General features: G+C 45.9%; 15 protein-coding genes. 9 read left to right on the forward strand and 6 right to left on the reverse strand.

Features of this window, described 5'->3' with window-relative positions; all coding sequences use genetic code 11:
* Positions 1-20 precede the first annotated feature (20 nt).
* Genes OO016_RS12605 through OO016_RS12620 form a run of 4 tightly spaced genes read left to right on the forward strand, consistent with a single transcriptional unit; the run spans position 21 to position 3,477 of the window.
* Entirely contained in the window at positions 21-587 is a 567-nt protein-coding gene (locus OO016_RS12605) for a DUF2911 domain-containing protein (protein ID WP_266014599.1), read from the forward strand.
* A complete protein-coding gene (gene meaB / locus OO016_RS12610; protein WP_439649334.1) occupies positions 584-1,624 on the forward strand; it encodes a methylmalonyl Co-A mutase-associated GTPase MeaB in 1,041 nt (346 codons plus the stop codon). Before OO016_RS12605 ends, meaB begins: the two co-directional genes overlap by 4 nt.
* Before the next feature lie 40 nt (positions 1,625-1,664).
* The gene (locus OO016_RS12615; RefSeq protein WP_266014602.1) at positions 1,665-2,624 is read left to right on the forward strand and encodes a glycosyltransferase family 2 protein; all 960 of its coding nucleotides are present in this window, start codon (positions 1,665-1,667) and stop codon (positions 2,622-2,624) included.
* Positions 2,605-3,477, forward strand: a complete 873-nt coding sequence (locus OO016_RS12620) for a lysylphosphatidylglycerol synthase transmembrane domain-containing protein (protein ID WP_266014605.1) — start codon at positions 2,605-2,607, stop codon at positions 3,475-3,477. The genes OO016_RS12615 and OO016_RS12620 overlap by 20 nt, the downstream gene beginning before the upstream one ends.
* Positions 3,478-3,489: 12 nt before the next feature.
* Here OO016_RS12620 and OO016_RS12625 read toward each other — a convergent pair whose 3' ends face one another.
* From OO016_RS12625 to mazG, 5 genes are all read right to left on the reverse strand, one after another.
* Entirely contained in the window at positions 3,490-5,148 is a 1,659-nt protein-coding gene (locus tag OO016_RS12625) for an ArnT family glycosyltransferase (RefSeq protein ID WP_266014608.1), read from the reverse strand.
* On the reverse strand, positions 5,145-5,714 hold the full coding sequence (locus OO016_RS12630) for a phosphatase PAP2 family protein (RefSeq protein ID WP_266014611.1): 570 nt from the start codon (positions 5,712-5,714) through the stop codon (positions 5,145-5,147). Before OO016_RS12630 ends, OO016_RS12625 begins: the two co-directional genes overlap by 4 nt.
* A gap of 3 nt (positions 5,715-5,717) precedes the next feature.
* Entirely contained in the window at positions 5,718-5,945 is a 228-nt protein-coding gene (locus OO016_RS12635) for a DUF8828 family protein (RefSeq protein WP_266014614.1), read from the reverse strand.
* 20 nt (positions 5,946-5,965) lie between these two features.
* Positions 5,966-7,333 carry an MATE family efflux transporter gene (locus tag OO016_RS12640; RefSeq protein WP_266015507.1) on the reverse strand — a complete coding sequence of 456 codons (1,368 nt, stop codon included), beginning with the start codon at positions 7,331-7,333 and terminating at the stop codon, positions 5,966-5,968.
* Between the two features lie 107 nt (positions 7,334-7,440).
* Positions 7,441-8,214 carry a nucleoside triphosphate pyrophosphohydrolase gene (gene mazG, locus OO016_RS12645; RefSeq protein ID WP_266014617.1) on the reverse strand — a complete coding sequence of 258 codons (774 nt, stop codon included), beginning with the start codon at positions 8,212-8,214 and terminating at the stop codon, positions 7,441-7,443.
* Between the two features lie 116 nt (positions 8,215-8,330).
* Here mazG and OO016_RS12650 point away from each other — a divergent pair, with 116 nt between their 5' ends.
* Positions 8,331-9,242, forward strand: a complete 912-nt coding sequence (locus OO016_RS12650; protein ID WP_266014620.1) for an SMP-30/gluconolactonase/LRE family protein — start codon at positions 8,331-8,333, stop codon at positions 9,240-9,242.
* A gap of 27 nt (positions 9,243-9,269) precedes the next feature.
* A complete protein-coding gene (locus OO016_RS12655; protein ID WP_266014622.1) occupies positions 9,270-10,034 on the forward strand; it encodes an SOS response-associated peptidase in 765 nt (254 codons plus the stop codon).
* A 20-nt stretch (positions 10,035-10,054) separates the two neighbouring features.
* Here the strand turns inward: OO016_RS12655 and OO016_RS12660 are convergent, their stop codons facing one another.
* Entirely contained in the window at positions 10,055-12,271 is a 2,217-nt protein-coding gene (locus tag OO016_RS12660; protein ID WP_266014624.1) for a carbohydrate binding family 9 domain-containing protein, read from the reverse strand.
* 154 nt (positions 12,272-12,425) lie between these two features.
* Here OO016_RS12660 and OO016_RS12665 point away from each other — a divergent pair, with 154 nt between their 5' ends.
* Genes OO016_RS12665 through OO016_RS12675 form a run of 3 tightly spaced genes read left to right on the forward strand, consistent with a single transcriptional unit; the run spans position 12,426 to position 15,601 of the window.
* Positions 12,426-13,310, forward strand: a complete 885-nt coding sequence (locus OO016_RS12665; RefSeq protein ID WP_266014627.1) for an alpha/beta hydrolase — start codon at positions 12,426-12,428, stop codon at positions 13,308-13,310.
* 4 nt (positions 13,311-13,314) lie between these two features.
* Positions 13,315-13,971 (forward strand): GDSL-type esterase/lipase family protein, encoded by a 657-nt coding sequence (locus OO016_RS12670; RefSeq protein WP_266014630.1) that lies wholly within the window; start codon positions 13,315-13,317, stop codon positions 13,969-13,971.
* A 10-nt stretch (positions 13,972-13,981) separates the two neighbouring features.
* Positions 13,982-15,601: a beta-N-acetylhexosaminidase gene (locus OO016_RS12675; protein ID WP_266014633.1), complete on the forward strand. Its 1,620-nt coding sequence runs from the start codon at positions 13,982-13,984 to the stop codon at positions 15,599-15,601.
* Positions 15,602-15,605 lie beyond the last annotated feature (4 nt).

The raw sequence follows: 15,605 nt of genomic DNA on the forward strand, positions 1-15,605 counted from the left end.
TTTATTTAAAACCCGATCCGATGAAAATATTAAAATGGGTAGTGATTATCCTTATCGCTATAATTTTGTTGTTTGCCTTCGTAGGCATGCCCTATCTTAAAAAACAAACCAAAAAAATCAGCCCGGAAAGAGTGGCAACCTACGTACAGGATGGGCTGGACATGCAGGTAAAATATAGCGGTCCGTACAAAAAAGGGCGTATAATATTCGGCGAACTCGTACCCTTTGATGCGGTCTGGAGGACAGGGGCAAATGAACCCACAACCTTTACTACAAAAACAAACATTAGTATCCTTGGTAATCAGGTGGCCCCGGGCACCTATTCGCTATGGACCATACCCGGAAGGGAAAGCTGGACGGTGATGTTGAATTCGGAAGTGCCTGACTGGGGTGTCACACTCATAAGCGGCGGCAAGAAAACAACCTACAACCCGGATACCGATGTCTTCCAGATACAAGTTCCCGTTGAAACACTGGAACAGTCAATTGAACGTTTTACAATCGATTTCCAGGAATCGGAAGGACTTTTCCTTACCCTGAGCTGGGATAAAACCCGTATTCGTATTCCAATCAAAAAACAGGCTTGAACAAATCTTCACATACCGGACCTGACGGGGTATCACGAATGCAGTTCAAAAGAAAGAAAATCCCCTCTGTAAATGAACTGGCAGAGGCCATTTTTGCCGGAAATAAAACCTTGCTGGCAAGGGGAATTACGTTAATCGAGAGCAGAAGAACAGCAGACCATACTCTTGCTCAGGAACTAATTGAGCGTTGCCTGCCCAAAATAAACAAAAGCATCAGAATTGGCATTACAGGTGTTCCCGGTGTGGGAAAAAGCACTTTTATCGAACGCCTCGGAAAACTGATTACAGGCATGGGCAAAAAAGTTGCTGTACTCGCAGTAGACCCCAGCAGCTCGGTGACCAGGGGCAGTATTCTTGGAGATAAAACCAGGATGCTGGAACTCTCGAAGGACCCCGATGCTTTCATCCGGCCTTCTCCCACAGGTGAGTCCCTGGGTGGGGTGGCCCGGAAAACCAGAGAGTCCGTAATCCTGTGTGAGGCCGCAGGCTATGAAGTAATCCTTATAGAAACTGTTGGTGTGGGACAAAGCGAAACCGCCGTCCACAGCATGGTCGATTTCTTCCTGCTGCTCAAACTTGCCGGCGCTGGCGACGAGTTGCAGGGCATCAAACGGGGGATCATGGAAATGGCAGATGGCATATTGATCAACAAAGCAGATGGTGACAACCTCAAAAGGGCTCAGCGGGCACGCGCAGAATTTGAGCGTGCCCTGCAATTATACCCCCCGAAAGCAAGTGGTTGGCTCCCGAAAGTGTCCACCTGTTCCGCACTCAATAATGAAGGGATAACAGAACTCTGGGGAATGATTGAGGAGTTTATAGCAAACAACAGAGACTCAGGATTTTTTGAAACACTGCGTAGGGAACAGAATACCAACTGGTTCCTGCAAACGGTAGACGAAAGATTAAAATCCAGCTTTTACCAGCATCCCGATGTAAAAAAAGAATTAACCAAACTGATTAAAAAAGTAGGCAATAATCAAATTTCACCATTCAAGGCCGCTGACCTTCTGCTTTCTTCATTTAAACAGAACTGAAATAAAAAACCTAATTTTGTCGCAATTCTAAAGTGTCACAATGAATCCCATCACTGACGCCAAGTTATCCCTGGTGATCCCGGTTTTCAATGAAGCAGAAAACGTTACCCTGCTTGCATCAAAGATCCATGAGGCATTGCCCGGGTATAATTATGAGATTGTCTTTGTGGATGATTTTTCAACAGATGGTACGCGTAAGGTCATCAAGGGAATGGCTAATGAGCGTATCCACCTGATTGAACTCAAAAAGAATTACGGCCAAAGCCTGGCCCTTGCGGCCGGTATTGACTACGCCAGTGGTGAATATATCATTACCATGGACGGGGATTTGCAAAATGACCCAGGGGATATCCCCCAAATGCTTCACTTTGCCATAAATGAGGAATTTGATGTGGTAACCGGCATCAGGCAAAAGCGCAAGGACTCGCTGATCAAGAAAATTCCTTCCAAAATTGCTAATTTTTTGGTGCGGAGGGTTACCAAACTGGATATCAAAGACAACGGTTGTGCACTAAAGGTCTTTACCCGGGACATTGCGAAAGATCTCAACCTTTATGGGGAAATGCACCGGTTCATCACCCTGCTCGCTCACCTGGAAGGAGCCCAGATCAAACAGGTTCCTGTAAGGCACCACGCCCGGAATGCCGGAGTATCTAAATATGGCCTGGAGCGTGTTTTTAAAGTGGTAGCCGATATGATGCTCCTGCTCTTTATCCGTAAATATTTCCAGCGCCCTATACACCTGTTTGGGATTTTCGGGGTGCTGCTAACTGTACTGGGCATTCTGATCAACGTCTACCTCTTCCTGTTGAAATGGGGATTTGGAGAAGACATTGGGAACCGCCCTTTACTGATCTTCGGAATGATGTTTATTCTGGCAGGGATTCAATTATTCACCATAGGTATTGTAATGGAACTGCTGATCAGAACCTATTACGAATCGCAGAGCAAGCGTCCCTATCGAATAAAGCGAACAAGCATTGGCGGGAAAATTCAATAAAAAAGCCCTTACCACGGCCGTGAAACTGCTTGCCAGTGCCGTACTCCTCTATTTTGTATTCAATAAGATCCAATTACAGGATGTTCTGCAGACCCTAGGAACAACGGACCCCTACTACCTTTTTCTGGCCTTACTTGCATTTATGGCCTCGAAGCTGCTCGCTGCTTTCCGGCTCAATGCCTACCTGCACCAGTTAAACGTATTACTTACCCACATGAGCAACCTGAAGCTCTACCTGCTGGGGATGTTTTACAATCTTTTCCTGCCAGGCGGAATAGGGGGCGATGCTTACAAGGGCTATGTGCTTAAGAAAGAATACGGCATCAAAACCAAAAGGGTTGTGGCTATTATGGTTCTTGACCGACTTAGCGGATTGCTACTCCTTTTCATTTATGCATGCTTCCTTGGCATTATGTTGGAGACTTCTTCCCAGACCGGGATTCGAATTGCAATTATTAGTGCCCTCTTCCTTTCCCTTGCCGTTTTCTGGCTCCTCAACAAACGGTTTTTTGACTATGTCTTCCCGGTTTTCTGGAAGTCAGTGGGATATTCTGCGGGGGTGCAACTATTGCAATTAGTTAGTGTTTTTCTTATCTGGAAATCCCTGGGATTGCATATGGCCCTGGTGCCTTATCTGTTCGTTTTCCTCGTTTCCTCTATAGTAGCCGTACTACCGGTGACCATTGGTGGCATTGGCAGCAGGGAGGTAGTATTTCTATACGGATCCCTCTGGCTGGGCCTGGATGAAGGATCGGCCATCAGCATCAGCGTGGTATTCTTCCTGATAACCGCCCTGGTCTCCCTCTTCGGGATGATATACCATTTTAGGAAACCGGTATTGGAAGTGTATTGACCCTAGGCTGTATTATTTCAAATGAATCAGATGCCGTTTTCGAAGCACCTCCCTGCGCGTATCCGGATTAAGGAAACGGGCCTGTAAGCGGGTTATCCTGAATTGATCTGCCGTATACTGTTCTTCCCACAGCAGGCCTTTTTCTTTTAAAGCGTCAAGGTCCTCGTCCGTTGCATAAACCCAGACATCGTTCATTTGTTCCACCTTATCCAGATTCGTGATCTTCACAGGCTTGCGGTTGTAGAAATCAAGGGCCCAGCTCGGATGGGGAGCTATCTTGTAAATACGATCAGCCGGGATACTTTTTTCGCTTACCACATCGGCTATTGTGGCACCAGCCTCATATTTCAGCAAAGAAGGATAAAATGAGATATTCATTACCAGGTTCAGGAGTACAGAACTCAATACTCCAACACTGATAATCCTGGAAAGTACCGGTTTTCTAACAACTGCGAAATAAACGGCAACTAAAATGAAAGCCAGGTAAAAATTGCCGACCAGGATATTTTCCGATTCAAAAACCCATTGTGTGAGCAAGGCAGCAACCACAAAGCACAAAGCAAATATTCCATATTGCACATTCCGAAAAACTTTTAACAGGTTTTCCCTGCGGCTCTTCTTGAGGTATACCAGGTAGGCCCCGCTAAGCACTGCGAAAAGGGGGATAGTAATATTCAGGTAATGTGGGAGTTTAAACTGGGCAAAACTGATTAAAAGGAAAATGAGCGATATCCCTCCTATCGTGAGGACTTCAACCCCCTGCCCCATCTTAAAACGGCTCTTAAAAACACGTTTTATCCTTGAACCAAAGGCTGAGATACCGATCACTGTCCAGGGCAGGAATACCCAGAGGAAGGTATGGAAAAAGAAGAAATAATCACTGCTGTTTCTGCCTACCCCTTCCCCGCTAAGGCGCTCAAAACTTTGCTCCCAGAAGATAAAACGGAACCCGCTGCGATTGGCCTTTCCCCGAATAACCTTTTCGGGATGCAGGTCAAATTGCTGGTAGTAAGCATACAACATTGGGGTTATGGTGAGAGCAAATACTCCCAAAGCAACCAGAACACGCCAGTCTAATAGCATCTTCCATTTCCTTGTATAAGCCAGATAGCATAAAAGGGGCAGTGCAATGACAACCAGCGCTATTTGTCCCTTAGTTGAAAATGCAAGACCGGCACCCAGGGCCCCCAGCACAATATTGCCAAGTGTTTTCTGCTGTAGGTATAAAAGCAATTGCCATAGGGCAAATACGGTAAAACCGGTCAATACGGCATCTGTTCTCACATCTATAACCGATAACACTATGGTCTGGGCAGAAAGAAAAATAAGGGCCGCTATTTTTCCTGCATCCCTGTTGTAAAGTGCATTTCCAAGACCATAACAGCTCCAACCACCCAACAGGGTAACCAGTATGGCAGGAATACGGTAAGCCCAGTCGTGAATTCCAAAAATTTTAAAAGACAAAGCAGCCAGCCAGTAATGCAGGTGGGGCTTGTCCAGATATTCCTCAGGGCCTTTGAAAAGGTTTATGAAATCATTCTCCTGAACCATGCGCATGGCCATTACTGCGAACTGGGCGGAATCGTACTCAATAAGGGTAACAAACATGCCGGCCAGGTAAACCAGCAAAATAAGACCAATGAATATCCAGAATCGGGTCCGGGAAATCATAACCTAAGTTTGTATATGGCAAAGATAGTTAACCTGTAAAACGTCCAGCCAAAGAAACCACCGATCAATAGGCCGGTCAGGACATCCAATGGAAAATGAACCCCGATATAGATGCGACTGTAAGCCACAACCAGTGCCCAGATAACCAGGAGATATTTCAGAAACGGGAATCTGGTACTTAGCAGATAACTGAAATACAGGGCAATTGCAAAGGAGTTTGCCGCATGGGCCGAAAAGTAGCCGTATTTGCCTCCACAACTTGCCTTCACCAGTCTAACCTGATCAACCAGATCAGGATCGTGACAGGGCCTGAGGCGCATTACCCCATACTTAAAAAAGTTAGCCAGCTGATCTGTACAGGTAATCAATAAGCCCACAACCAGCAAAAGTATCAGTGTTTTCTTCCAGCCCAAATGGATATAGCTGAGTATTAAAAGCAACAGGTATAATGGGATTGAAGTCCACTTATTGGTAAGCAATAACCAAAACGAATCCCAGGTTTCCGATCCCAGTTGATTGAGAAAGAGGAATAGTTCCTGATCCAGCTTTACTAGCTCTTCCAGCATACTTTAGGATTGGTAACGACTAACTTCCCGGTCATAAAAAGCCACTGCTTCCTCAATCAGCCTTTCGGCTTCTACGGCCAGGTCATCTTCATCTTCCCTTCCAAACTCCTCAAACCATTCTACTTCATCATTCTCAAGATTTATAATAAACCTCGGGTATTCCGTATGCACTATGTATATGGCATCGGGATGATCGGTATTGTCTCCTAAAAGGAATTTGGGAAGTGTCATGAGGGTTTCAAATATTTATATCAGTTAGTGATCAGACGGTTGGTCATATAATTAAATCGAATATACAACATTATGGCCGATGCTGTGAGCCCGGAGAGCAAGCCAATCCAGATACCAACGCTCTCTAAATCCGTATACAGCCCCAGATAAAAACTCAATGGAAACCCTATCACCCAGTAAGCAATGAAGGTAATAATTGTGGGGATCTTAACATCCTGCAGGCCTTTTAATGCACCGAGAATGACAACCTGCAAACCATCGGATATCTGAAAAAAAGCAGATACAAGCAGCAATTGGGCAGCAATACCTATAACCTCCAGGTTGTCTGCCTGGTTGATCAGGTCATGCTCATCCAGATAGAGGGTGGGAAACCAGTACCGCCCTATTAAAAAGAGGGTTGCAAATACAATTTCCAGCAAGAAGGTCATAAAAAAGATCGATTGTGCTATCCTGCGTAATTCTATGAAATTATTCAGACCTTTCTGGTTTCCTACCCGGATCATGGCTGCCACCCCCAGTCCCATACCAAACATAAAAGTCATGCTACTGAGGTTCAAAGCTATCTGATTGGCTGCCTGAGGGTTTTTACCCAACACCCCGCTTATCCATGTTGCTGCGGTGAAAATGGCCACCTCAAAAAGCATCTGCAGGGCAGAAGGAAAACCAAGACTCATAATCTTTTTGAGATAACTGGCTTCCAGATTGCGGAAATTAAACCCGGTAACATAGTCGTGGAATTTCTTCCTGTTTTTGAGTAGCAGCCAGAGGAAGACCAGCATAATTATCCGTGCTACCAGTGTACCTATAGCCGCCCCAACCACACCAAGCCTCGGAAACCCCAATGCACCGAATATAAGGAGGTAGTTTAGTACAATATTCACCACATTGGCCAGAATGGTAGCGAACATGGGGTATTTGGTCTGGGAAAGTCCTTCTGAAAATTGCTTGAAAGCCTGGAACATGATCAGTGGTATTAGCGAAAAGGCCACAATATCCAGGTAGGGAATGGCCAGCTGCACCACTTCTTCCGGCTGATCCATATAGAGCATTAGTGGTTTTGCCAGGATGATAAGACCAAATAGCACCAGACCAAGCAGCGTACAGAGCACAAGACCATGTTTCAGAGCATTTTTGCCAGCCCCTTTATCCGCAGCTCCATCGGCTTCTGCCACAAGAGGCGTAATAGCCGTTGAAAAACCAATACCAATAGACATCGCTATAAAGACAAAACTGTTGCCCAGGGAAACAGCTGCCAGCTCTGCCGTGCCCAACTGCCCCACCATTATATTGTCTGCGAAGGCCACAAAGGTATGTCCCAGCATACCCAGTATTACCGGGGCTGCCAGGCGGGCGTTAAAGCGAAATTCTCGTGTGTACTGGCGAAGCAAGTCTAAAAATTTAATCAATAATATTATGGGGCAATTTGCTGGGTTGAAGACAACTTATGCAATGTTGAAGGGTTTTCAGGAATTCACGCCTGCATTCAATAGCAGCGCTACAGTTGCTTTGCCTCTTCCCAGTAAACATCCATCTCTGCAAGCGTCATGTCTTTTAAAGATTTCCCGGCATCCCTGGCTTTGGACTCCAGGTACTTAAACCGCTTTATAAATTTCTTGTTGGTTCGTTCCAGGGCATTCTCAGGGTTAACATCCAGAAATCGGGCGTAATTGACCATGGAAAAGAGTACATCACCAAATTCCGATTCTATGCGATCTTTCCCTCCTGTTGCAACCTCATGCTGCAATTCCGCAAGTTCCTCTTTGAGTTTTTCAAATACCTGTTCTGGTTTTTCCCAGTCGAACCCTACTCCCGCAACCTTATCCTGTATCCGATTTGCCTTAACCAGGGAAGGCAGACTATTGGGAACCCCTTCCAGTACGCTTTTCTTCCCTTCCTTCAACTTAATGGCTTCCCAGTTTTGTTTTACTTCCTCGGCATCGGCCACATCCACATCCCCATAGATATGAGGATGGCGATGTATAAGCTTATCGCTGATTACGTTGGCTACATCGCCAATATCAAAAGACCGGGTTTCAGATCCGATCCTGGCGTAGAAGAAAATATGCAGCAACAGGTCGCCCAGCTCCTTTTTTACTTCCTCCAGGTCTTCATCCAGGATTGCATCGCCCAGTTCATAGGTCTCCTCTATGGTCAGGTGCCTCAGGCTTTTCATCGTTTGCTTGCGGTCCCACGGACATTGTTCCCGTAATTCGTCCATAATGGTCAGTAGGCGGTCCAGGGCTTCCAATTGTGCTTTCCTGCTGTTCATGTTCTCGGAATTTGGGCAAAAGTACAAAGTTCAGGGTTTGTCCATCGGTATTTTTAGCGTATTTTTAAAAGGCTTATTTCCCCCTGGCCTTGAGGCTTTGGCCTAACCTTTTTTCTATGTATGTACGAAAATTTTACTTCCTGATGTTCCCGGTTTTCTTCGCTGTGCTTTGTATCGCCTGCAAGGGAACGGAAGAATCACTGATTGCAAAGGGAGCAGAACTTACTCTTGTTTCGGATGAATATGCATTTACCGAAGGACCGGCAGTTGATGCCTATGGAAATGTTTATTTTACGGACCAGCCCAATGATCAGATTTTAAAGTGGTCTGAAGCAAACGGGGAAGTAACCGTATTTATGAAACCGGCAGGTAGGGCCAATGGTCTTTATTTCGATAATGAGGGCAGGTTGCTGGCAGCGGCCGATGAGCAATTTGAATTGTGGAGAATAGACGTAGAAGGAGATCGGAATATAGAGGTTCTCCTAAGTCAGTTCCAGGGAAAGAACCTGAATGGCCCCAACGATATCTGGGTAGACCCCAGTGGTGGCATCTACTTCACTGATCCCTACTACCAAAGACCCTGGTGGGACAGATCTGCCAAGGAAATTGAGCAGGAACGGGTTTATTACCTACCAAAAGGAAGCAAGGAACCTCAAATAGTAGTCGATGATTTTGTTCAACCCAATGGTATCATCGGCAGTCCTGATGGTAAAAAACTGTACATAGCGGATATTGGGGATAAAAAGACTTTTTCCTATGACATTCAGGATAATGGTTTGCTCACCAACAAAAAATTGCTCACCGAAATGGGGTCTGATGGAATGACAATGGACAATAAGGGGAATATCTACCTTACGGGTGATGGAGTTACGGTGTTCAATATGGAGGGTATTGAGGTATTACACATACCAGTACCCCAGGACTGGACGGCCAATGTCACTTTTGGAGGCAAGGATCAGAAGACATTGTTCGTCACTGCTATGAACAGCCTTTATACCCTTGAGATGAACGTAAGCGGTGTTCGTTGATCAACCTGGCTTAAAAATCCACAGAAGATGTGTTATGACATCAAGGCAAGTTTAGAGGCACAACTGAAACGGGCTCAGCGTTATGGGGACCGGGACGCTGTGCGGGAAATCGAGAAAAAACTCCTGCCCTTTACAGACCTCCCGCTACATCACGCCTCAGGTTTTCAACACCCTAAACTGCTTATCTACACGGACAGGTCACCTGAAATTCCGGAAGTATCCGTATGGGGCCTGATACCCCATTGGGTTAAGGACCAGCAGCAATTGAAAAAGCTATGGAACAACACCCTGAATGCGCGGGGGGAGACTATTTTTGAAAAACCGTCCTTCCGCTGGGCTGCCCGCCATAACCGATGTATTATATATGTAGACGGCTTTTATGAACACCACCATTACAAAGGTAAAACCTATCCTTTTTACCTGTATCGAAAAGATCTTGAGCCCATGGCCTTTGCAGGTCTCTGGAGTGAATGGAGAGATCCGGAAACTGCCGAAGTAATAAACACCTTCAGCATTGTTACTACGGAAGGGAATGAACTCCTCGCAAAAGTGCACAATAATCCCAGGGTAAAGGGGCCCCGAATGCCTCTTATCCTACCCGACGAACTAGCGGATAAATGGCTGGAACCAACAACAGATGATCTGGATATTAAAGCCGTTCAGGAATTGATCCGCTCTTATCCGGCTGAGGCTATTGAGGCCCATACGGTACATAGGTTAAGGGGTAAAGGCTACCTGGGAAATGTCCCGGAAATCAACGAACCCGTTAATTACGACGAACTGGTGTTTTGAGCCTCCATTTCCGGAGTTAATTATTTGACCAGGTCGAAGATGCGAGTATATTTCAGGATAATACTATTGTTCAGGGGACTCCTGTCCTGCAGATTGTGGTTGTACACTATAAACAAACCCGTATTAGCGCGCTGAAGCCAGCTGAAACGGATATTCGCTGCCCATAGTTTCCGGCTGGTATTGTTCTGTATCAAGCCCTGCACAAACATTGTTGGGGTAAACGCATAGGTGATCTGGCTACGGAAAATATTGGCCGAAAAATCTCCCACAGGAAGGTTAAATCGGTTGTACTGATAGGTAAAATCGGCATTGAACTTGTCCCCCCTTCTAAAGCTAAGGGTTGCACTATTGAGATATCGGGAACCCCCAAAGGACCCTCCCATAACAGAACGTATATTAACCGATACCGGTTTACTGCGGTTGGTAAAAAAAATCAGTTGACTTTCCGCATGATTGTAGGTGCCGGGCTGCACAACAATACCATCGGAAATTTCAAATGCATTAACCACACCCTCTGTTGTAAAATTGACCCCGGTGTGGAACTCAAGTCCGCTTTTGTACTCCCAGTGGTTGTCAATATGCAGGAATCCAGTTTCCTGAAACCCTTCAAAATTCCAGTAGCCTCGGTAGGAAATATGCGGACGGTATTCCAGGATCCTAGAGTTTTCCTTTTTGGGACGCATATGATGAAGGATCAGGGCTTCGGGTTTGCGGAAGGAAGATCGCAGTAAAAAACCCACTTCGGGATTGAACCCCTCTCCCACCTCCGTATATGCCGCACGCATTACCCAGTTATTCCATTGATAATCGGTCTGGAATTTAAAGGAATGGGCATCATCAGGGCGATCAGGATCTACAGAACGGGCATAAAACCCGGACATCCTGGCTTTGTTTCCCAGTCCCAGCTTGCCATCGATAGCAAAGGTCCGGTTGTAGTCATTATCCGTTTCCATGCCAGTTCGACTGATAAACGCCGCTCCTAATGCCGTCCTCCCTTTAAATTCGTGATTTACCCGGACTGCGGTGAAGTTATTTTTTTCAATGCCGGCATCAACAACATCATCAGTAAACATGCTAAGGAACCCCACATTGGTACGGTTCAGTTTTCCCGAAAGGCGGGCCCCGCCAATAATGGGAACGATATTGCCATCTTCACCAATACCTATTCGCCTGCTAAAGAAAAGGTCTACCTCACCGGGGCTACCCACGCTGAAAAGGCCAGCATTCTCCAGGAAAAAGGGCCTCTTTTCGGGAAAAAACAGGTTAAACCGGTCCAGGTTTACCTGCTGATCATCCACCTCAACCTGGGCGAAATCTGTATTGTAGGTAAGATCCAGGGTGAGGCTAGGGGTAATACTGTATTTGATATCCCCTCCTGCTTCGGCACTAAATTCCCGCTTTGGATCTGAGAGCTCATAATTCTTATCCATTCTCCCCAGTACATAAGGGATCAGTTTCAGGTTGCCGGGATTCCTCAGGTCCAAGCCCGTTAGGGTACCTGCAAGAGACAAACGGTTAAGGCTGAACCCTATTGGCAGGCTGGCCCAATAGGCTATCTCATTAGTCTTCCTTATATTCCTCCTGAAATTGATACCCCAGTCCCTTCCCGCCTGGAAGCGAATGGTCCGAAGGGGAATGGCAAATTCAGCGCTCCAGCCAAAGTCACCTACCTTGGCCTTAACCTCAAATGCTGCGTCCCAGTTGAGATTAAACCCTCCTATTGTTCCACCCTGTTGCCTGTTGGCATTGAAATTACCCTGTCCTTCATTGTCTACCTGGGCATCGTATTCCACTCCAAGGGAATTAGTCCCAAATATGAAACCATTCTGCCCGTCCTGATAGGTATCCATTATAAAAATAAAGGCATCTGTATTATCCAGATTGGCATCTCTCCTTGCATCAGATACTACCAGTTGTTCCGGATTTGCATCATAACAAACCACACTCAGATAGAAGGTATCTGCGGTGTATGCAATACGGATCTCGGTTTTTTCACTGGCCTGTGACCCAAAACTGGGTTGGGTTTGTATGAGGTCACCGAAGGGTGTAATCCCCTGCCATATGGGGTCTTGCATCACCTCCCCATCTATTTCGGGCCTTTCTTGTAAGGGGATTGCCCTGGCGGTAGGACGGTTGTTTTCGAAATCCTGTGCCTGAGATATAACAGGCAGTATTAGCAAACTCAATAAGAGTACAGAATGCCAAGAATTATGCAACCAGGAGTAATCTTTGGGCATTAGTTGGTTATTATAGCTTCTAAATGTAAATGATTTTTTTAAATAGCTCCGTAACCGATGTTACCGGGGTAGAATTACTGAGGTACTATTTGCCTACCATATGATAATGGAGTAAATTCAAGTCCTAAAATCAAAGTTATTCGAACCCTTCTGCATGGCTTATCCAAAAGGAACGTATTTGTTTGCCCTGTTAATATTTTTTACTGCACCCTGTTCAGCTCAGGAAATTATTGAGCTTCCACATAAGGATTCGGGGAATATCGAATGGGCAGATGCACCCAAGGAGTACTATTCAAAAATTTGGAACACCCAGGTATTAACTAATGTATCCAGGCCTACCCTGGAGGTTTTCAGGCCGGCTGGGACTCCTCCCAATGGAACCGGAATAATCGTTGCTCCGGGAGGCGGACTTTATGCATTAAGTGTGAACAAGGAGGGAAAGGATGTAGCCCGCTGGCTCAATCAAAAAGGGATTACGGTTTTTGTGCTGAATTACCGCCTGGTTCCCTCAGGAGAAGACGGGGTCAAAGAATTACTGGATGGGGGAGAAAAAAATGCAGATAAAATAGCTCGTGTACTGCCTTTATCTATAGCAGATGGACTTACTGCTGTTTCATATGTACGAGAACACGCAGGCGAACTGGGAGTAAATCCGGATAAAATAGGATTTATGGGCTTTTCTGCCGGTGGATCGGTAACCATGGGCGTTGCCTTTAATGCCAATAAAAGCAACATGCCAGACTTCCTTGTCCCGGTATATCCCTGGATGACTATTATGGGTGAATATAAGGTTCCGGAGGAAGCTCCTCCCATGGCAGTGGTTTGTGCATCTGATGATCCTCTGCTGCTTGCCAGGGAGAGTGTCGAACTCTATTCGGAATGGCTGGACTCAGGAATTTCTACTGAATTGCATTTATATGCGAAAGGTGGACATGGATTTGGCATGCTTAAGCAAAACCTGCCTTCCGATACCTGGCTGGCGAGAGTCTATGAATGGGCGGTTGCCGAGGGTCTGGTGGTGACGCCAACCAAGTATTAATTTTATGGCAAAAGCCAGTGTAATTTTACTTCTTTCATTTTTGCTGACATCGGCTGGGGCCAGGCCTCAGGATCCCGAGCGATTTCGGAAAGAAGTGGAGAAGCTTGTAAAACGAAACGATTCACTTTGGGACAGCACTAAGGAAACCATAGTATTTACAGGCAGTTCAAGCATAAAAACCTGGGAGAGTCTTCAGAGCGACTTCCCCTCCCGGCAAATAATAAACTCAGGATTTGGTGGATCCCATGCCTCAGATTTGATCGCCTATACAGACCAACTGGTTCTGCGTTACAAACCTTCTAAAGTATTTATATACGAAGGTGATAATGATCTCTCCGAGCGAAAAAGGCCCGGGAAAATCCTGAAGGATATTAATAAGATCCTCTCGAAAATATGGTTGGCAAATCCAAATACTGAAGTAATTTTGATATCAGCAAAACCCAGCATTTCACGCTGGCACAGAAAGGGGGCGTTCAGGAGGCTGAACCGGCGGTTTAAAAGGCTTGCAGACAGGCAGCCAGGGTTGTATTTTGCGGATGTCTGGACTGCAATGCTCAGCGGTAAAAAACTTAAGAAAGACCTGTATATAGAAGACGGTCTGCATATAAATGAGAAAGGGTATCAAATCTGGAAAAACGTAATTGATCCCTATGTTAATTAACCTTTATCCTATGAAAACAACTTATGTTTTAAAATTATCAACCACCATGATTATTCTGGTATTGTTTGCTTCCTGCAAACAAAAGGAATTACCGGTGTACAACCTAGGAGAAACGGATCTCACCCAGGAAAACCTTATTCCATTTCCGCGCAGTGTTGAAGCCACTAATGACGGTTTTGCCCTGGACCCTTTTACCGGAATTTATACCTTTTCAGATGAGGCTTCAGAATTTGAAGCCATCGGGCTTTTCCTGTCGAAGAAAATAGCCTCCAAAACAGGACTCACACTTCCTGTAAATGATCGGGAAGTAGAAAGAACAGACAGAATTATTAATATCGTTCAAAAAGATAGCATTAGCCTGTCCGGGGATGAAGCTTACGAACTGCATATTGGCCGGGATACCATTACCCTGGCAGCAACCGCACCCCAAGGAGCATTCCGCGGTGTCCAGACCTTAAGGCAACTAATCCCTGAGGCTGGTATTGACACCCTCGCGGAATTTCCAATCTGGCGAATTCCGACTGGCAGGATCAGTGACGTGCCGAATTTTGAATACCGCGGTTCTATGCTGGATGTGGCCCGGCATTTCTTTTCGGTTGAAGACGTTAAGAAATATCTGGACCTGCTTGCCTACTACAAGATTAATTACCTCCACCTCCACCTTACAGATGACCAGGGATGGCGAATTGAGATAAAATCCTGGCCAAAACTAACCGAGATTGGTGGCAGTACAGAAGTAGGCGGAGAAGCTGGCGGCTACTTTACCCAGGAAGATTACAAAGACATCGTGGATTATGCGGCGAGGCTTTACATAACCATCGTACCGGAGGTAGATATGCCCGGGCATACCAATGCCGCCTCAGCGTCCTATGCCTTCCTCAACGGAGCTGAAAAGCCGGCTAAGCTTTACGAAGGTACGCGGGTAGGTTTCAGCACTTTTGACACCAGAAAAGACACTGTTTATCAATTTATTGATGATGTAGTTCGGGAGATATCCGATATAAGCCCCGGGCCCTATTTTCATATTGGCGGAGATGAAAGCCATGTTACCAAAAAAGACGATTACCGCTATTTCGTATCGCGTGTGGAAAAAATTGTCCAGAAATACGGGAAACGAATGATTGGTTGGGACGAGGTGGCTACCGCCGATATAGACAGCACCTCCATAGCCCAATTCTGGGCCAGCCTGGACAACGCTAAATTGGCCGAGCAAAAGGGAATGCAGGTAATTCTCTCGCCAGCCAGCAAATCCTACCTGGATATGAAATACGACACCCTTTCTGAATACGGGCTTGCATGGGCTGCCTATATTCCTGTAGACAGCGCATATATCTGGACCCCTGAGACCTACAGTGGCATACCCAGAAACCAGATCCTGGGAGTGGAAGCCCCACTTTGGTCAGAAACCATAAGCAATATAGAGGAACTGGAGTACCTGGCTTTCCCAAGGATGATCGGGTACTCTGAATTAAGCTGGACCGATGAAACCAACCGGGACTGGGAGAAATTTAAAGTCCGCCTGGCAAACCAGGCTGCTTTCCTGGAAAGGATGAATGTGAAGTATTACCCATCACCGCGAATTGACTGGGTGAAGGATGACTTTCCAGAAAAGCAAAAGGTTAAAGATTAGTACA

Source organism: Lentiprolixibacter aurantiacus (assembly GCF_026241225.1).
In the GTDB taxonomy this organism is placed as follows: domain Bacteria; phylum Bacteroidota; class Bacteroidia; order Flavobacteriales; family Flavobacteriaceae; genus Lentiprolixibacter; species Lentiprolixibacter aurantiacus.